A 17,426-nucleotide genomic window follows, 5' to 3' on the forward strand; every position below is an offset into this window, starting at 1 on the left:
GTCTCCTCTGCGTGGAAGCCGATCCAAACCCGGATTACCCGTCCCGTGCCACCCGGGGTGTCGGCGATGAAGAGGAGAGTGCCGAAGGCTGGTTTCGGCCGGTGCGGCCCGTTGTTTCGCGGCCGTGACGCGTACGACGCACGGGTTACACCTGCGTGAACGACGGCCGTGCCGCAGGGCCGAACGGGTTACCGTGCCGCCGAACGGGACGGCCGGTGGCACGACGGCCACCGACCGTGGCGGCGGCGGCCGTCACGGTCGGCGGGGTCCTCGGGGCCGGAACAGCGGCCCACGGGCTCGGGGTGCTCAGACCACCGAGACGTACTCGGGGATGTCCTGGACGACGCGCTCCTTGAGCCGGCTCACCGCGTCCACGCCCTTGAACCGGGCGGCCGCGGCCTCGGTGGTCTTGCGGACCCGGGAGTTCAGCCGCTCCGAGCGCACCTTGGTGGCGATGTCCACCGCCTGCTCGGCCATCACCGCGGCCTGCTCGGCCTCCCGCTGCAGCAGGTGGACGCTGGCCATGCCGATCAGGTTGAAGGCGTACGAGCGCACGTGGTCGCCGTCCTGGCGGAACAGGTCGACCGCGCGCTCCATCACCGGCGCGGACATCGAGGCGTACAGCTGGGCGTTGTCGGAGTGGTACGCGAGGTCACGGAAGGAGTGCGCGTTCTCGGCGTTCAGCTCGGCCGGCGAGAAGAACTTCAGCCAGTCCGGCTCCTCCTCCCCCTCGCGGATGTCGGTGAAGGTGTCCTCGGCCAGCCGGACGGCCCGGGCGCAGCGGTTCACCTCGCCGATGGTGGCGTAGGCGCGCGCCTCCATCGCGTACAGCAGGGACTGCTGGCGCGCGCTGGCGGTGTCCCGGCTGCCGTACTGCGCCAGGTGGATCAGCTCCAGGGCGTCCTCGCCCCGGTTGAGGTGGATCATCTGGCGGCTCATGTCGGTGAGGATGAGTGCGCCGAACGGGCGGTCCCCGGCCTCCTTGGCGGCGTGCAGGGCCAGCACGTAGTACTTCTGCGCGCTCGGGTGCATCCCGACGTCGTACGACATCCACCCGGCCAGGTGGGCGAGTTCGGCGGTGAGCCGGAACAGCCGCCGGGTGGTGTTCTCGTTGTACGTCTCCTGGAGCAGGTCGGTGACCTCGTGGAGCTGGCCGACGACGGCCTTGCGGCGCAGCCCGCCGCCGTTCTGCGCGTCCCACTGCCGGAACATGACCGTGGTCTGCTCCAGCAGTTCGAGCTCGGGCTCGGACAGCCGGCCGGTGAACGGGTCGCCGCCGTTGGCCGCGGCGAGGATCGGGGTGGGGGCGCCGGTCGGGCCGGGGGTGAGCCAGCGTTGCATCGGCTCGATCAGCGCGGCGCCGGCGGTCAGCGCGAGCGAGGTGCCGAGGAAGCCCCGGCGGTTGAGCATCAGGTCGCTGCGGGAGTAGTCACTGATCAGCTGGACGGTCTGCGGCGCGCTCCACGGCAGGTCGACGCCGCCGCCCACGGTGGAGACCGGGATCGCGGCGCGCAGGCCGAGGTCCTCGATCGAGACCACCGAGCCGAAGCGCTCGGAGAAGAGCTCCGACATGATCTTGGGAATCGGCTCGCGGGGCTGTTCGCCGTCGAGCCAACGGCGCACCCGCGAGGTGTCGGTGGACACGTGGTGGGCACCGATCTGCCGGGCCCGGCGGTTGACCTGACGGGCCAGCTCGCCCTTGGACCAGCCGCTGCGGGCGAACCAGGTGGTCAGCTTCTCGTTGGGTTGCTTCTCTGCCATGGGAACGTCCCCATCCCGCCCGGCCCCCTGGGGGCCCCGATCGTGACGCCCGACGGTTTCGGGCCCTTGCCAGCCGTGCCGTGCCTGAGGTGTCGCCGTACCACGCTCTCGCACTGGTGTGCCATCGTTACGGACGGACCGTCAGATTCCCAACTCCCGCGCCCCGGCGGACCGGAGTCGATTCCACGATGACGTCCGTGTGCTGAACGTAATGCCCCGCGCGGCGCCCACGGGAGCGGCCCTGGCGAAACGCCACCTTTCGCCACCCCCACGAGTGAACCGAAGCCACGGCCCACGCGCTTCACTAGGAAGTCCGGCGGCCCGGCACATGCGGGCCGCCAAGGCCTCCGGCGAAACCCGGCAGCCCCGGCAACCCACCGCAGTCACAGGCGAGTTCGACGTCCACCCTGATCGGCGGCCGCCTCGCCCACCCCACGATCCGGCATCGGTGCCGCCAGCCACAAGGCGGCGCTCGAGGCGCACCACCACGACAGGCGCACACCGGGCGCTGCACGCCGCCACCGCACAACGCACCACGCAACGGACCATCAACACACAGTCACCATCCCGTAACCATCGGCGACGGGAACCTGTTGGGGGAGGCATGGACAACCTGTTCGGCGAACTTCGACTGGGACACCTGCGGTTGACGCCGCTGGGCGCGCGCCGCCGCACCAAGGTCACCGCGTCCCAAGCCGCCGCGGAGTACACCGGCCGCTGGGGCTGGACGGTCGCCACCGGCGCCCCGGCCGGCTCCGCCACCGCCCCGACCTGCTGTCCCTGCGGCTCCGACCGCTGCGCCGCGCCCGGCCTGCATCCCGTACCGGGCGGCGAGGACCGGTCCCGGGAGGCGGGCTCCGGCGGCTCGGTGCTCTTCCCCACCGGCCGCGCCTTCGACGTCCTGGACGTCCCCGAGCAGGCCGGACTGCAGGCGCTGGTCCGGCTGGAACGGATGGGCACCCAGGTCGGCCCGGTGCTCGCCCCGCCCACCGGCCGGCTGCAGTTCCTGGTCGCCGCCGGCGCCGCCCGCCGACTGCCCGACCTGCTCTACCGGATGGGCTGGGACGACGCCGCGCTGGACCTCACCTGCCACGGCGAGGGCAGCTACGTCGCCGCCCCGCCCACCGCGCTCGGCCCGCTCGGCCCGGTCCGCTGGCTGCGCCGCCCCACCCGCGACAACGCCGGTTGCCCGCCCGAGGCCCGGCTGCTGCTCGGCACGCTCGCCTACGCCTGCCACCGCGGCCGCGAGCGCACCGCCGAACCCGCCTGGCTCGCCTCGTAGGCCTCAGCGCGCCCCGCACGCCTCGGCGCGCGCCCCTCCGCCTCGGCACGCCCCTCCGGTCCCGGGCACCCCTCCGGCCCCCGGGCGGCAACGCGAAAGGGCCCGCCCCTCGCGGAGCGGACCCTTCGTGCGTACGGGGCCTCAGTCCCCGATCAGCGCGTCCACGAACGCGCCCGGCTCGAACGGCGCCAGGTCGTCCGCACCCTCGCCCAGGCCGACCAGCTTGACCGGCACACCCAGGTCGCGCTGGACCGCGACCACGATGCCGCCCTTGGCGGTGCCGTCCAGCTTGGTCAGCACGATGCCGGTGATGTCGACCACCTCGGCGAACACCCGGGCCTGGATCAGGCCGTTCTGGCCGGTGGTGGCGTCCAGCACCAGCAGCACCTCGTCCACCGGGCCGTGCTTCTCGACGACCCGCTTGACCTTGCCCAGCTCGTCCATCAGGCCGGTCTTGGTGTGCAGCCGGCCGGCGGTGTCCACCAGCACGGTGTCGGCGCCCTCGGCGATGCCCTCCTTGACCGCGTCGAACGCGATCGAGGCCGGGTCACCGCCCTCCGGGCCGCGCACGGTGCGCGCGCCGACCCGCTCGCCCCAGGTCTGCAGCTGGTCGGCGGCGGCGGCCCGGAAGGTGTCGGCGGCGCCGAGCACCACCTTGCGGCCGTCGGCGACCAGGACGCGGGCGAGCTTGCCGGTGGTGGTGGTCTTGCCGACGCCGTTGACGCCGACCACCAGGACCACGGCCGGCCCCTCCGCGTGCTTGGTGGAGCGGACGGTGCGGTCGGTGTCCTTTCCGATCAGCTCGACGAGCTCCTCGCGCAGCAGCGCGCGCAGTTCGTCGGGCGTCCGGGTGCCGAGCACCTTCACCCGGGTGCGCAGCCGCTCGACCAGCTCCTGGGTGGGGGCCACGCCGACGTCGGCGGTCAGCAGGGTCTCCTCGATCTCCTCCCAGGTGTCCTCGTCCAGGTGCTCGCGGGAGAGCAGCGAGAGCAGTCCCTTGCCGAGCGAGTTCTGCGAGCGGGAGAGGCGGGAGCGCAGCCGGACCAGCCGGCCGGCGGTGGGCTCGGGGACCTCGACGGCGGGTGCCGTCTCGGCCTCGGCGGCCTCGACCTCGGTCGGGGCCGTGGCCGGGGCTCCGGTCGAGGCTTCGGTCGGAGCCTCGGTCTCGGGGAGCTGCACCTCCTCGACGGTGCGTCGGGGCTCCTCGGTCGGCGGCGCGGCCTCCTCGCCGACCTGGGGCTCCCGCGGGGTGGTCGGCGGCGCCGTGATGACCGGCGACTGCGACTTCGGGGGCAGTTGCCGGCGTCGTCTGCCGGAAACGACGAGGCCGGCGATCGCGCCGATGGCGACCACGGCGATGACTACGGCAAGGATCACGTATTCCACATAAATCTCCTTCTCGGGATCCCACGACAGAGTGATCCTTCGGTCACCGACGCACGGAGCGTCGCCGCCTCCCTTACGCTGACCGCTGTGCCGTGCGGCACCGGTCAGGGCTTGGCCGTCATGAGGTCGTCAAACGGCTGAACGAGAAGCCCCCTCGCGAGCGAGGGGGAGGAGTCACAACCGCTCCAGTATCCGTGATCGGAGCGTCCGGGAGCATCTGCCCGGGCCAGGCCGGTGGATCAGCCTGTCGGCCCGGAGGCAACAGCCTCCTCGCGCCGCCGAGGAGGCGTCGGGCGCGCCCTTCGCTCCCGCTGCCCCTCGCGCAGCCGCTGGCTGATCACCTGCGAGATGCCGTCGCCCTTCATGGTCACGCCGTAGAGGGCGTCCGCGGACTCCATGGTCAGCTTCTGGTGGGTGATCACGATCAGCTGGGAACTCTCCCGCAGCTCCTCCATGATCCCGACCAGCCGGCGCAGGTTGGTCTCGTCGAGCGCCGCCTCCACCTCGTCCATCACGTAGAACGGGCTGGGCCTGGCCTTGAAGATCGCCACCAGCAGTGCCACCGCGGTCAGCGAGCGCTCGCCGCCGGACAGCAGCGACAGCCGCTTGACCTTCTTGCCCGGCGGGCGGGCCTCCACCTCGACGCCGGTGGTGAGCATGTGGTCGGGGTCGGTCAGCACCAGCCGCCCCTCGCCGCCGGGGAACAGCCGGGCGAAGACGCCCTCGAACTGGGCGGCGGTGTCGTGGTACGCCGAGGCGAACAGCTGCTCGACCCGCACGTCCACCTCCCGGACGATGTCCAGCAGGTCGTGCCGGCTGCGCTTGAGGTCGTCCAGTTGCTCCCCGAGGAACTGGTGGCGCTCCTCCAGTGCCGCGAACTCCTCCAGCGCCAGCGGGTTGACCTTGCCCAGTTGCTGGTACGCCTTCTCGGCCGCCCTCAGCCGCTTCTCCTGCTCGGCCCGGTCGTACGGGCGCGGCTCGCCCGGCTCCCGTCCTTCTTCCGGGGTCGACGGCGGGACGGGCTGGTCCGGCCCGTAGGTGGCGAGCAGTTCGCCGCCGTCGATGCCGAACTCCTCCAGCGCCCGGGCCTCCAGCTGCTCGATCCGCAGCCGCTTCTCGGCCCGCAGCACCTCGTCCCGGTGGCCGGCGTCGACCAGTTTGTCCAGTTCCTCCTTGAGGCCGCGGCCGTGCTCGCGGTGCGCCCGCAGTTCGGTCTCGCGCTCGGCGCGCGCCTGCTCGACCGCCGCCCGCCCGGCGTCCGCGCGGGACAGCGACACCTCCAGGCAGGCCAGCAGCTGTCGGGCGCCCGCCGCGACGGCGTTCGCCACCCCGGCGTCGTGCTCGGCGCGTCGGCGGCGCTCGGCGGCCCGGGCACGCGCCTCGCGCTCGGCGCGGGCGGCCCGGTCCAGCTGATCCGCCCTGCCGGCGAGCGCGCGGACCCGCTCCTCGTGGGTGCGCACCGCGAGCCTGGCCTCCAGCTCGGCCTGCCGGGAGCCGGTGGCGGCCTCGGCCAGCCGCTGCTGCTCAGCGGTGTCCGGCTCGTCCTCTCCGGCGTCCTGCGAGTCCTCGGCCGCGGCCAGGCGTTCGGCCAACTCCTCCGCGGTGGCGAGGAGTTCCGCCAGGCCCAGGTCGGCCCGCGCGGCGGCGGCGGACAGCCGCTCGGCCTCGCCGGCGGCGGCCCTGGCCTGCCCGCCGAGGCGGCCGAGTGCACCCGCCACCTGGGCGCGCTCCTTCTCCTGCCGCCGCCGCTGTTCGGCGAGTTGCTCCACGGCGGCGGCCGACTCCCGCCGCTGCTCGGAGAGTTCGGCCAGGCGCCCGGCCGACTCGGCGCAACGGACGGCGAGTTCGGCGATCGCCCGGGCGGCCTCCTCGACCGCCGCCCGGGTCTCCAGCAGGCTCGGCACACCGTCGGAGCCGCCCTGCGCGAAGTCGGCGCCGAGCCGGTCCCCGGCGGCGGTGACGGCGGTCAGCCCGGGATGGTCGGCGACCAGCCGCAGCGCCTCGTCGAGGGTGTCGACGATCGCCACCCCGGCCAGCAGACCCCGCGCGGCGCCGACCAACCCGGCCGGCCCGTCGACGAGTTCGGCGGCCCAGCGGGCTCCGTCCGGCAACTCCCCGACGCCGGCGAGCGGTTCAGCGGAACCCCCGATCGGCAGCGCGGCCCGGCCGGCACCCTCGATCAGCAGCGCGGCCCGGCCGGCGTCCTCGGCGCGCAGCAGCCGCAGCGCCTCGGCGGCGGTGCCGGGCGAGTCGACGGCGACCGCGTCGGCGGCCGCACCGAGCGCCGCCGCCACCGCCACCTCGTGCCCGGGGGCGATCCGCAGCAGCGCGGCCGCGGGGCCCCGCAGTCCGCTCAGCCGCTCCCCCGCGTCGAGCAGGGCGCCGGTGCCGTCCTTGCGGCGTAGCCCGAGGGAGAGCGCCTCGTGCCGCGCGGTGAGCCCGGCGCGTTCGCGCTCGGCGGCGCCGGCCGTCTCCCGGGCGGCGGCGAGGTCGCGTTCGACGGCGGCGAGCCGCTCCCGGGCCTCCTGGTGGGCGGCCTCGGCCCGCTCCTCGTCCCCGGCGGGGCCGCCGACCTGCCGCTGGAGCTCCTCGTACTCGGCCTGCGCGGCCTCGGCCCGCAGCAGTGCCTCCCCGCCGGCCTCGGTCAGCCGGCCGATCTCGGCTTCGGCGGAGGCCGCCTTGGAGCGGGCGGCGGCGGCCCGCCCCTGCAACCGGGCCAGGCCCTCCCGGCGGTCCGCGACGGCCCGGGCGGCGTCCCGCAGCCGACGCTCCTCGGTGGCCAGCCCACGCTCCAGTTCACTCCTGCGTTCGACCGCCTCGGCCAGCGCGTACTGCGCCTCCTCCAGGGCCTCGGCCAGCGCGGCCTCGTCCTCGCGGACCCGCGCGGCCTCCTGCTCCAGTTCCTCGGGGTCGCGGCCGCGCCGCTCCTCGGCCTGCCCGCCCGCGGCGGCGTGCCGGGCGCGCGCCTCGGCCAGCCCGATGGTGCCGCGGGTGCGTTCGGCGAGCGCGGAGAGCCGGTACCAGGTCTGCCGGGCGGCCTCCAGGCTCGGGCCGAGCTGCTGGACCTGCGCCTCCAGCACGGCCTCGCGCTGGACGACACCGGCCAGCTCCTGCTCGACGGTGGTGCGGCGCAGCCGCAGTGCCAGTTCGTCGGCGATCTCGGCCTCGACGGCCTGCCGGAGGGCCAGCAGGTCGTCGGCGAGCAGCCGCAGCCGGGCGTCGCGCAGGTCGGCCTGGATGCCGGCGGCGCGTCGGGCGATCCTGGCCTGCCGGCCGAGCGGTCCCAGCTGGCGGCGCAGTTCGGCCACCAGGTCCTGGACTCGGTTGAGGTTGACCTGCATCGCGTCCAGTTTCCGCAGCGCCTTCTCCTTGCGCTTGCGGTGTTTGAGGACGCCGGCCGCCTCCTCGATGAAGGCGCGGCGGCCCATCGGGTCGGCGTGCAGGACGGAGTCCAGCTGGCCCTGGCCGACGATGACGTGCATCTCGCGGCCGATGCCGGAGTCGGAGAGGAGCTCCTGGATGTCGAGCAGGCGGCAGGTCTCGCCGTTGAGCGCGTACTCGCTGCCGCCGTTGCGGAACATGGTCCGGGTGATGGTCACCTCGGAGTAGTCGATCGGCAGGGCGCCGTCGGCGTTGTCGATGGTGAGGCTGACCTCGGCCCGGCCGAGCGGGGCGCGCCCGCTGGTCCCGGCGAAGATGACGTCCTCCATCTTGCCGCCGCGCAGCGACTTGGCGCCCTGCTCCCCCATCACCCAGGACAGTGCGTCGACGACGTTCGACTTGCCGGAGCCGTTCGGGCCGACCACGCAGGTGATGCCGGGCTCGAAGCGCAGGGTGGTGCTGGAGGCGAAGGACTTGAACCCGCGCAGCGTCAGACTCTTCAGGTGCACGCGGCCGGTCTCCTCGTCGCTCGCCAGGGCCCGGGGCCTGTCGTCAACGGCGACTGTATCCCCGGCGGGCCGTGCGTCCCGGGCCCGGACACGACGAAGGGACGCCACAACCGGGCGTCCCTTGCAAGCTGCGTCCCTTTCGGAGCGGCTCAGTGCACAGCGGCGTCGATCTGCGAGGACCGGGCGGGACTCAGGTGAGAGCCGGCTCCCGCTGATCCAGATCGATGCTGTTGAGCAGCGAGTGCCCGTCAGCGACAGCGGCGAGCGCGTCGTTCTCGGCCTGCATCCGAAGGAGCTCGGATTCAAGGTCCTGGACGCGCTGCTGAAGCCGTCGCATCTCGGAGAGCATTCGCGGGTCGGGGCCGCCGACGTACCCGAGAAGCGCCTTTGCCATGATGAATGGTCCTCCACGCTGAGTGACCGAACCGGAACGGTACAGGTCTAGGGGGAAGGGGGACGCACGCGCGGCGCGTCACCGGTAGTGCTGGCTGGGCACTTACGGCTCAACCACCGTGAGCTGGGCTCACGAGGGCAGACGCCTGCCGGGAAAACGCGGTCGTGTGCGCGGGTTTCCAGCGTCTCACCAAAGACGGAAAGGGTCAACACGATCACCGCACGCTACCGCGACCCTGTCACCTGCCTGGCGGTGTCGTCACGCCTGGGGGCTTCGGGCCGGGTCCACCAGCTGCTCGTGGATCATCGTTCGATGCGGAGTCAACCACGAGTCTGCCCGAATGGCAACCGCATGACACCAGCAGTTGCGGATCAGTTCCGGCCCGCGCGGGTGTGGCCGGGCTCAGCGGATCTCGAAGCCCTCGTAGCCGGGGCCCACGGCCGTCCAGATCTCGGTGACGCCGCTGACCTCGCCCGGGGTGTCCGGGCCGCGCAGCAGGTCCAGCAGCAGTTCGCAGTCGGCGGCCAGGCCCTCGGCGACCACCTGCACCCGGCCGTCCCCGAGGTTGCTCGCGTAGCCGGTCAGGCCGGTCTCCAGCGCCCGTGCCCTGGTCCACCAGCGGAACCCGACCTGCTGGACCTTCCCCCGGACCCAGGCGGTCACCCGGACCGGTTCCTCACTGTGGGCGTCGCGACCGTGCATGCCCCGAGCCTAACGAACGCGGCGGACGGTCAGGGCTCCACGGGGCCGTCGACCACGCGGAGCGGCCCCGCCGGAGGAAGTCCGGCGGGGCCGCAGGGTGTCGCGGTGGAGCTCAGCGGGTCACCAGTCGCCGCCGCCGAAGTCGCCGCCGCCACCGAAGTCCCCGCCACCGAATCCGCCGCCGTCGCCGAAGCCGCCGCTGAAGTCGGAGGAGTTGAAGTCGGCGCCGGTGAAGTCGCCGCCCTCGTGCTGGTCCTGGTAGCCCTGGTCCATCATCGGCGCCGCGGCGTAGGCCGGGCTGCTGATCATCGAGCCGAGCATGGTGCCGACCAGCAGGCCCGGCAGCAGGCCGCCGCCGAAGCCGCCGAAGTAGCCGCCCGCCCAGGGGGCGTAGGCCGGGCCGGCGTTCCAGTACGGCTGCGGGCCGTGCTCGGTCTCGACGGTGCGGATGGCCGGGTCGAGGCCGGCGGCCAGCCGGTCCGCGTCGGACCGGCAGACCGGGACGGTGCGGGCGGCGCCGTCGGCCGGGGCCCAGTCGACGTCCTTGACCGACGGGCCGTGGCGCGGGTCGAAGAAGCACGGGGGACGGCGCTCGGGCACCGGGCGCTTCTCCCGCCGGGCGGCCAGGGTGGCCAGCGCGAACCGGCCGTCCTCCAGCGCCTCGGTGACCGGCTTGACGTCGTCCGGCCGCTTGGCCTCGTCCATCAGCCGCTTGGCCTTCTCGTACGAGTCCAGGGCGTGGGTGTAGTCGGTGCGCTGGGTGTCGTCGGCGTCGGTCGCGGCCGGGTTGAAGTCGAGCCGGTCCAGTTCCTCGCCGAAGGCGGTGATGTCCTCGTCGACCACCCGGCGCAGCTGCTCCAGCTCGGCCCGGGCCTGCTCCTCCTTGCGCGCCTTGGCGCGGCGGAAGAGGAGGAAGACGCCGGCGCCGGCCAGCGCGAGCAGCACGACCGGGATGACCACCCAGGCGATCGAGGTGCTGTGGTTCACCCCGGTGCCCTTGGCCTGCGGGGCGGCGCTGTCGACGAACTCGTTCAGGGTGGCGTCGATGTCGCCGTTGTGGGAGCGGAAGGCGGCGCCGGCGATCCGCTCGGCACTGCCCTTCGACATCGCGCCGAGGTCCGCCTTGGCCGCGAACTGGTCACCGCGCCAGATCGCGTAGGCACCGTCGATGCCGACCTTGGTGCGCAGGTCGTTGAAGACGGTCCGCTCGCCGTAGGGGGCGCCGGCCGGGACGACCGCGACGAAGATCGGCTTGTCGGCCTTCTTGATCTTCTCGGTCAGGGCGTCGGCCTGGCTCTGGCTGAATCGGCTGGTCATCGCCGGGTCGACGTAGACCCGGCCCTGCTTCAGGGTGGAGGCCGCGTCGTCCAGGCCGCCCGCGGCCGAGGCCGCCGGTGCGAGCAGGAGCAGCAGCCCCAGCATCGCCGCCACCAGGGCAAGCGGCCCGGCGCCCCGGGAACGTCGTGCAAGGGTTCTCATGCCCTCGACGCTACCCCGACGGGCGTCGAGGCACGGCATACCCTTCGCATACTGGTAATGACAGGATTCCCCGCCGACCGCCGGGGCCGCCCCCCTCCTCGGGGATGATGTTTCCCCCACTCGCCCCTGATGCGGGCGGTGCACGGGAACCGCGGCCGGCGCCCGGACGTACGTCCCGGCGGGCCCAGGGTGTTCCGGGCGGTGTGCCGACCGTACCGCGCGGACGGGCATAGTGGTCCCGGACCACTGGTCCCATTACCTGTTCTTGACCCATCTCCCGATCGGAGCACCCGGTGATCATCGGCCTCGTCACCGCCGTGGCGGCATCCGCCTGCTACGGCACCGGCTCAGTCCTGCAGGCCGTCGGATCCCGCCGTTCCGCGCGCGAGGAGGCCGCCAAGGGCGCCGCCGGCGCCACCACCGAGCACGGCGGGCCGAGCCTGTCCTCCACCGCGAAGGCTGCCGTCACCTGGGAGTTCATCGTCGGCACGGTGCTCGACCTGATCGGCTTCGGGCTGGGCGCGCTGGCCGCGCGACTGCTGCCGCTGTTCCTCTCGCAGACCATCATCAGCGCCAACCTGGTGATCACCGCGGTGCTGAGCATCAAGCTGCTCGGCATCCGGCTCAAGCAGCTGGAGTGGGCCTCGATCGGCGTGCTCTGCTCGGCGCTGGTGCTGCTGGCCGTCTCGGCCGGCCCTGAGGGCGGCCATCACGCGTCGATGTCCTTCCACTGGGGCCTGCTGCTGGTCACCACCGTGCTGCTGGTCGGCGGCAGCCTGCTGGTGCGGCGGATGGGCTCCAAGGGCGCGATCGTCGCCGGTCTGCTCTCCGGCCTGGGCTTCGGCGCGCTGGGCGTCGGCGTGCGCATCCTGAACGGCATCGACCCGTTCGACGTCGCCAAGCTGCTCTCCGACCCGGCGCTGTACGCGATCCTGGTCGGCGGCCTCGGCGGCATGTACGTGCACACCGTGGCGCTGCAGATCGGCTCGGTGAACGGCGCGACGGCGGCGCTGGTGGTCGGTGAGACGGTGCTGCCCGGCGCGATCGGCGTGCTCTGGCTCGGCGACTCCTCCAAGTCCGGCCTGGGCTGGCTCGGCGTGGTCGGCTTCCTGCTCGCGGTGGTGTCCGCGGTCGGGGTCGCCTACTTCGGCCAGGACACCCACGGCTCCCCGGGCGAGGCGGCGGCCGACCAGCCGGAACTCGCCAAGCACTGAGCTCCCCCGCCCCCGCTTCCGGCCCCTGCTGTCAGCCCGCGTTGCGGGCCCGCGGCACGCGCTGGCAGCGGGGGCAGAAGTAGCTGGAGCGGTTCATCCAGGCGGCCCGCCGGATCGGGGTGCCGCAGCGGCGGCAGGGCTCGTGCTCGCGGCCGTACGCGTCGAGGTCGCGGGAGAAGTAGCCGCTCTCGCCGTTCACGTTGACGTACAGGCTGTCGAAGCTGGTGCCGCCGACGGCGAGTGCCGCCGTCATCACCTCGCGGGCGTTCGCCAGCAGTTCGGCGGCCTGCGGGCGGGTGAGCGTCGCGGTCGGGCGGTCGTAGTGCAGCCGGGAGCGCCAGAGCGCCTCGTCGGCGTAGATGTTGCCGACCCCGCTGATCAGCGTCTGGTCGAGCAGCGCCCGCTTCACGGTGGTGCGCTTGGCCCGCAGCGCGGCCGCGAAGGCGGCGTCGTCGAAGCGCGGGTCGAGCGGGTCGCGGGCGATGTGCGCGATGGAGAGCGGCGTGCCCTCCGGGTCGCCGTCCTCGGCCTCCTCGACCGCGAGGCCGCCGAAGGTCCGCTGGTCGACGAAGCGCAGTTCGCGCCCGCCGTCGGTGAACCGCAGCCGCACCCGCAGGTGCGTCTCGTCGGGTACGGACGGGTCCTGGACGAGGAGTTGGCCGCTCATGCCGAGGTGGCCGATCAGCGAGAAGCCCGCGCCGGACCCCGCCAGCGGCACCCACAGGTACTTGCCGCGCCGCTGCGCGGTGCCCAGGGTGGTGCCGGTCAGCCGGGCGGCGAAGTCGGCGGCGCCGGCGGGCTGGCGGCGCACCGCGCGCGGGTGCAGCACCTGGACGTCGGCGACGGTCCGCCCGGCGACCCAGTTCGCCAGACCGCGGCGGACGACCTCGACCTCGGGAAGTTCGGGCACGGGAACAGTCCTCCTGCGGAAGGGATCAGCAGGAGGAAGGCTACTGCTCCCTCACGCCCCGGCGGGCAGCCGGTCGGCGTACTTCTCCTTGATCGCCCGCCAGGCGCTCTCGGCGGCCTTCTGCTCGGCCTCCTTCTTCGAGCGGCCGACGCCGCTGCCGAAGTCCTCGCCGGCCACCCGGGCCGCCGCGGTGAAGGTCTTCTCGTGGTCCGGACCGGACTCCATGACCACGTACTCGGGCACCCCGATGCCCACCGAGGCGGTGAGCTCCTGGAGGCTGGTCTTCCAGTCCAGACCCGCGCCCAGCTGGGAGGACTCCTCGATCAGCGGGTCGAACAGCCGGTGGACGAACTCGGTGGCCGCGTCCAGACCCTGGTCCAGGTAGACGGCTCCGATCACGGCCTCGACCGTGTCGGCGAGGATCGACGACTTGTCGCGGCCGCCGGTGCCCTCCTCGCCCTTGCCGAGCCGGATGAACGTGCCGAGTTCCAGGCCACGGCCGACGTCCGCGAGCGCGCGGGAATTCACCACCGCGGCGCGCAGCTTGGCGAGCGTGCCCTCCGGCACGTCCGGGTGGACGCGGTAGAGGGTGTCGGTCACCACGAGGCCCAGCACCGAGTCGCCGAGGAACTCCAGGCGCTCGTTGGTGGGCAGACCCCCGTTCTCGTACGCGTACGAGCGGTGGGTCAGGGCACGCACCAGAAGGGCGCGCTCGAGTGTGTACCCGAGGCGCCCTTCCAGGACGTCGTATTCGGTCGAAGCCGGCCCACCGGCCTTGCCACCGCCCGAAGAGGAACCCTTCGGGGCGGAGGACGCCTTGCGGGTGGAGTTACCGTCCGACATCGATCCGTGCACCCCGCCGATCAGACCGAGAGGACCTGGCGACGGTTGTACGTGCCGCAGCTCGGGCACGCGATGTGACCCAGCTTCGGCTCGTGGCAGCGGTCGCACGCCACGAGGGCCGGAACAACGGCCTTCCAGTTGGACCGACGGTGGCGCGTGTTGCTGCGCGACATCTTCCGCTTCGGAACAGCCACGGCTACTTCTCCTGGTTCTCGGCGAGACCCTCACGGGTGTCGCTGTTCTTGATCCCGTCACCCTCGTCGCCGGGGGCGGCGGAGAGTCCCTGCAGAGCCGCCCACCGGGGGTCGGCGGCGTCGTGGTGGTGCGTCGGGTCGTCGCTCAGGCGCGCTCCGCACTCGGAGCACAGACCCAGGCAGTCTTCCTGGCACACCGGCTGCAGCGGCAGTGCGAGCACCACCGCGTCACGCAGCACCGGCTGGAGGTCGAAGAAGTCGCCCTCCAGGCGGTAAGTATCTTCTTCCGAGTCCTCGTCGAGGTCCTCGGCCCCGGCGGTCCGGGCGCGGTGACGCTCGTCGGACTCCGGGTAGTAGTACAGCTCCTGGAAGTCGACGTCGAGGTCGTCCTCGACGGGCTCCAGGCACCGGGCGCACTCGCCCTCGACCTGGGCCTGGGCGGTGCCGGTGACCAGCACGCCCTCGACCACGGACTCCAGGCGGAGCTCCAGCCGGAGCTCGCTCTTCTCGGGGACGCCGATCACGTCGATGATCCCCAGGCCCGCGGGGGCCTCCAGGGTGCGGGACACCTTGCGCAGCGAGCCCGGGCGACGTCCCAGCTCGTGCGTGTCGAACACGAGGGGGTCGCGGTGGTCGAGGCGGTTCAAGGTGTCCTGACTTCCATGGGGAATCTTCGATCGCGGTGCCACCGCACCAGCGGTGCGCGGGCAAGCCGACAGTCCGACACGAAAAGGCCGGAGTGGTCAGCCTACCGGAGTCTCCCGCCAGGCCCAACTTCGCTCCCGTCAGGAGCTTCCGCCGGGCCCGCGCGGGGCCGGCTCAGCGGCCGCCCAGCTCCCGGAGCCGGGTCATGTCGATCATGCTGGTGTCGAAGAAGCTGGTCTCGTCCAGACCCGGCTGCTGCTGCTGTTGTTGCGGCACGACCGGCGGGGCGGCAGGCTGCTGCGGGTAGGTGTAGGCGTCGTACTGCTGCGCACCGTAACCCGGCTGCTGCTGTTGCGGATAGCCGTAGTCCCCGTGCTGCTGCTGGGCCGCGTAGTCCGGGTGCTGCTGCTGCGGGTAGCCGTCCGCGGCGCCCTGCTGCTGGTGCCCCCACTGGGCACCGTACGGGTCACCCTGGCCGGCCGGGTCGTAGCCGCCGGCGTACACCTCGGCGTACTGCCCCTGCTGCTGCCCGCCCTGCTGCTGGGCGGCCGCGTACTGGTCGACGCCCTGGGCCTGCCAGCCCGCCGCGGCCGGGGTCTGCTCCGGCCAGGTCTGCTGCTGCGGGACGTCCTCGCGGTACCAGGCGATGTCGTCGCCGTTGGCATCGCCGTCCGCGGCGAAGCCGGCGGCCACCGCCTCGGCCCGCTCCTTGGCCTGCTGCGCCTCGTCGGCGGCGGCCAGGTAGGCGCCCAGCTCGTCGATCGGCCGCTTGCCGAGCAGCTTGTCGCGGCCCTTGCCGACGGCCTCCAGGGTGGCGCTGAGGACGTTCTCCAGCGTGGCGAGCTTCACATCGACGTACTCGTCGACCTCGGGGCTGGGGGTGATCCGCTGCGGCTGGAACTCCTCGCCGTCCGTCTCGCCGTCGAACTCGGTCTCGAAGACGCTGGAGTCACCGCGCAGCTTGGTCCGGCCGCGGCCGACGGCGCCGAGCGTCTTGGTCAGCACGACCTCGAAGTTGGCGAGCTTGCTGTCCACGTAGTCGTCGGCCTCGGCACGCTTGGCCTCGATCTCGCCACGGGCCTCGGCGAGGATCCGGTCGGCCTCGGCCTGGGCCCGGCGGACCACCTCGGTGTCCGAGATCAGCGAGCCGCGCTCGGCGTGCGCACCCTGGATGATCCGGTCGGCCTCGGCCTGGGCCCCGGCCACCACCTGCTCGTGGTCGGCCATCATCGACTGGGCCTGGGCGAGTTCGGCGGGCAGCTCCGCCTTGAGGGCGTTGAGCAGGCCGATCAGTTCGGCCCGGTTCACCACGCAGGAGGCCGACATCGGCATCGAGCGGGCGTTCTCGACCGCCGCGACGATCTCGTCGACCTTGTTCTGCACGTCCACGGGGCTTCGTCTTTCCGTGTGCCGCCGACGGTCCGGCGGAGGCAGGCCCGACGCGGTGAACCTCACCGCAGGGGCAGGAATACAGACTGTACGGCCACCGCGCGGCGAGGTCACAACGCCCGAGCCGAACCGGTCGACCGGGCTTCGGACAAGTCATGACGAACCGGCAGAAACGGACGCCCTCCCCGCGGCGCCGACGCTCCCGCCTACTGCTGGGCCCTGCGCTCCGCGATCCGCTCGACCAGCCGCCGGTGCACCGTCTCCGGCAGCAGGTGGGAGACGTCCCCGCCGTACGAGGCGACTTCCTTGACCAGCGTCGAGGAGAGGAAGCTGTACGTCGGGGAGGTCGGCACGAACAGCGTCTCCACCCCGGACAGGCCGTGGTTCATCTGGGCCATCTGCAGCTCGTAGTCGAAGTCGCTGACCGCACGCAGGCCCTTGATGATCGCGGGGATCCCGCGCTCCCGGCAGAAGTCCACCAGCAGGCCGTGGTACGACTCGACCACCACGTTGCCGAAGTCCGCGGTGACCTCCTCGATCAGGTCCATCCGCTCCTCGACGCTGAACATGCCCTGCTTGTTGCGGTTGATCAGGACCGTGACGTGCACGACGTCGTACAGCTTCGAGGCCCGCCCGATGATGTCGAGATGACCGTTGGTGATCGGGTCGAACGAACCGGGACAGACGGCGCGGCGCATGGCGTGGGTGCTCCCTCGTGGGGTGACGGCTGCTGCGGGCCTCGGCCCGCTACTCGTGCTGGCTGGTCTCGGCGGCGGCGCGACCGTACCAGAGCGTGCCCTCGCCGTAGCGGCGCGAGCGCAGCACCTCGAAGCCCTCGGGCCAGCCGAACTCGCCGCCACGGGTGCTGCGCTCCACGGTGACGAGTGCGTCCTCCGCGAGCCAGCCCCCGGCCAGGAGTGTGATCAGCATCTCGCGCAGTTCGTCGTCCGTCACGACGTACGGCGGGTCGAGGAAGACCAGGTCGTACGGGGTCTGCGGGGACGGGCCCGCGATCACCTGCTCGGCCCTGGCGGCCTTCACCTCCACGCCCGGCAGGCCGATCGTGCGGACGTTCTCCCGGATCACCCGGGCCGCCTGGCCGTCCGCCTCGACCAGCAGGACGTGCTCGGCGCCGCGCGACAGCGCCTCCAGGCCGACCGCGCCCGATCCGCCGAACAGGTCGAGCATCCGGGTCCCGTGCAGGGTGCCGCGCAGCGCCTCCAGGGTGGAGAACATCGCCTCACGGGCCTTGTCGGAGGTCGGGCGGGTGCCCCGGCCTGGCGGTACGGCCAGCCGGCGGCCGCCGGCCAGCCCGGCGATCACGCGGGTCATGGTGG

At 72.9% G+C, this 17,426-nt stretch carries 15 protein-coding genes; 2 read left to right on the forward strand and 13 right to left on the reverse strand.

What is annotated here, in order from left to right:
- Window positions 1-306: 306 nt before the first annotated feature.
- Window positions 307-1,761: a transcriptional repressor NsdA gene (gene nsdA, locus ABT015_RS25635; RefSeq protein WP_350882914.1), complete on the reverse strand. Its 1,455-nt coding sequence runs from the start codon at window positions 1,759-1,761 to the stop codon at window positions 307-309.
- 604 nt (window positions 1,762-2,365) lie between these two features.
- Here nsdA and ABT015_RS25640 point away from each other — a divergent pair.
- Window positions 2,366-3,043 (forward strand): bifunctional DNA primase/polymerase, encoded by a 678-nt coding sequence (locus tag ABT015_RS25640; protein WP_350882916.1) that lies wholly within the window; start codon window positions 2,366-2,368, stop codon window positions 3,041-3,043.
- 141 nt (window positions 3,044-3,184) lie between these two features.
- Here ABT015_RS25640 and ftsY read toward each other — a convergent pair whose 3' ends face one another.
- The 5 genes from ftsY to ABT015_RS25665 form a co-directional block, all read right to left on the reverse strand.
- Window positions 3,185-4,429, reverse strand: coding sequence for a signal recognition particle-docking protein FtsY (gene ftsY / locus ABT015_RS25645; RefSeq protein ID WP_350882918.1), 1,245 nt, complete (start codon window positions 4,427-4,429; stop codon window positions 3,185-3,187).
- 239 nt (window positions 4,430-4,668) lie between these two features.
- Complete coding sequence (smc, locus tag ABT015_RS25650) at window positions 4,669-8,319, reverse strand: chromosome segregation protein SMC (protein WP_350882921.1); 3,651 nt, start codon at window positions 8,317-8,319, stop codon at window positions 4,669-4,671.
- A gap of 190 nt (window positions 8,320-8,509) precedes the next feature.
- Window positions 8,510-8,713: a hypothetical protein gene (locus ABT015_RS25655; RefSeq protein WP_063347689.1), complete on the reverse strand. Its 204-nt coding sequence runs from the start codon at window positions 8,711-8,713 to the stop codon at window positions 8,510-8,512.
- A 402-nt stretch (window positions 8,714-9,115) separates the two neighbouring features.
- Complete coding sequence (locus ABT015_RS25660; protein ID WP_350882923.1) at window positions 9,116-9,415, reverse strand: acylphosphatase; 300 nt, start codon at window positions 9,413-9,415, stop codon at window positions 9,116-9,118.
- Between the two features lie 120 nt (window positions 9,416-9,535).
- Window positions 9,536-10,894, reverse strand: a complete 1,359-nt coding sequence (locus tag ABT015_RS25665; RefSeq protein WP_350882925.1) for a hypothetical protein — start codon at window positions 10,892-10,894, stop codon at window positions 9,536-9,538.
- 293 nt (window positions 10,895-11,187) lie between these two features.
- On the opposite strand from ABT015_RS25665, the gene ABT015_RS25670 reads away from it, so the two are divergent.
- Complete coding sequence (locus tag ABT015_RS25670) at window positions 11,188-12,108, forward strand: DMT family protein (protein ID WP_350882927.1); 921 nt, start codon at window positions 11,188-11,190, stop codon at window positions 12,106-12,108.
- A gap of 31 nt (window positions 12,109-12,139) precedes the next feature.
- On the opposite strand, the gene mutM is transcribed toward ABT015_RS25670, so the two are convergent.
- The 7 genes from mutM to rsmD form a co-directional block, all read right to left on the reverse strand.
- Window positions 12,140-13,018 carry a bifunctional DNA-formamidopyrimidine glycosylase/DNA-(apurinic or apyrimidinic site) lyase gene (mutM, locus tag ABT015_RS25675; RefSeq protein ID WP_350882929.1) on the reverse strand — a complete coding sequence of 293 codons (879 nt, stop codon included), beginning with the start codon at window positions 13,016-13,018 and terminating at the stop codon, window positions 12,140-12,142.
- Window positions 13,019-13,069: 51 nt separating this feature from the next.
- Window positions 13,070-13,861 (reverse strand): ribonuclease III, encoded by a 792-nt coding sequence (gene rnc / locus ABT015_RS25680; protein WP_350882931.1) that lies wholly within the window; start codon window positions 13,859-13,861, stop codon window positions 13,070-13,072.
- 20 nt (window positions 13,862-13,881) lie between these two features.
- Window positions 13,882-14,055, reverse strand: coding sequence for a 50S ribosomal protein L32 (gene rpmF, locus ABT015_RS25685; RefSeq protein WP_030056747.1), 174 nt, complete (start codon window positions 14,053-14,055; stop codon window positions 13,882-13,884).
- A 2-nt stretch (window positions 14,056-14,057) separates the two neighbouring features.
- On the reverse strand, window positions 14,058-14,702 hold the full coding sequence (locus ABT015_RS25690; protein ID WP_350882933.1) for a YceD family protein: 645 nt from the start codon (window positions 14,700-14,702) through the stop codon (window positions 14,058-14,060).
- 172 nt (window positions 14,703-14,874) lie between these two features.
- Window positions 14,875-16,089 carry a F0F1 ATP synthase subunit B family protein gene (locus ABT015_RS25695; protein ID WP_350882935.1) on the reverse strand — a complete coding sequence of 405 codons (1,215 nt, stop codon included), beginning with the start codon at window positions 16,087-16,089 and terminating at the stop codon, window positions 14,875-14,877.
- A gap of 206 nt (window positions 16,090-16,295) precedes the next feature.
- Window positions 16,296-16,787, reverse strand: a complete 492-nt coding sequence (gene coaD, locus ABT015_RS25700; protein ID WP_350882937.1) for a pantetheine-phosphate adenylyltransferase — start codon at window positions 16,785-16,787, stop codon at window positions 16,296-16,298.
- A 49-nt stretch (window positions 16,788-16,836) separates the two neighbouring features.
- Entirely contained in the window at window positions 16,837-17,421 is a 585-nt protein-coding gene (gene rsmD / locus ABT015_RS25705; protein ID WP_350882939.1) for a 16S rRNA (guanine(966)-N(2))-methyltransferase RsmD, read from the reverse strand.
- Between the last annotated feature and the right edge of the window lie 5 nt (window positions 17,422-17,426).

Source organism: Kitasatospora sp. NPDC094016, from assembly GCF_040304045.1.
GTDB lineage: Bacteria > Actinomycetota > Actinomycetes > Streptomycetales > Streptomycetaceae > Kitasatospora.

What these genes read in the sequence shown, in the direction of transcription:
- ABT015_RS25640 (WP_350882916.1), top strand. Translation starts at nt 2,366, where the DNA reads ATGGACAACCTGTTCGGCGAACTTCGACTGGGACACCTGCGGTTGACG.
- ABT015_RS25660 (WP_350882923.1), bottom strand. Translation starts at nt 9,415, where the DNA reads ATGCACGGTCGCGACGCCCACAGTGAGGAACCGGTCCGGGTGACCGCC.
- nsdA (WP_350882914.1), bottom strand. Translation starts at nt 1,761, where the DNA reads ATGGCAGAGAAGCAACCCAACGAGAAGCTGACCACCTGGTTCGCCCGC.
- rnc (WP_350882931.1), bottom strand. Translation starts at nt 13,861, where the DNA reads ATGTCGGACGGTAACTCCACCCGCAAGGCGTCCTCCGCCCCGAAGGGT.
- ABT015_RS25665 (WP_350882925.1), bottom strand. Translation starts at nt 10,894, where the DNA reads ATGAGAACCCTTGCACGACGTTCCCGGGGCGCCGGGCCGCTTGCCCTG.
- ABT015_RS25655 (WP_063347689.1), bottom strand. Translation starts at nt 8,713, where the DNA reads ATGGCAAAGGCGCTTCTCGGGTACGTCGGCGGCCCCGACCCGCGAATG.
- rsmD (WP_350882939.1), bottom strand. Translation starts at nt 17,421, where the DNA reads ATGACCCGCGTGATCGCCGGGCTGGCCGGCGGCCGCCGGCTGGCCGTA.
- coaD (WP_350882937.1), bottom strand. Translation starts at nt 16,787, where the DNA reads ATGCGCCGCGCCGTCTGTCCCGGTTCGTTCGACCCGATCACCAACGGT.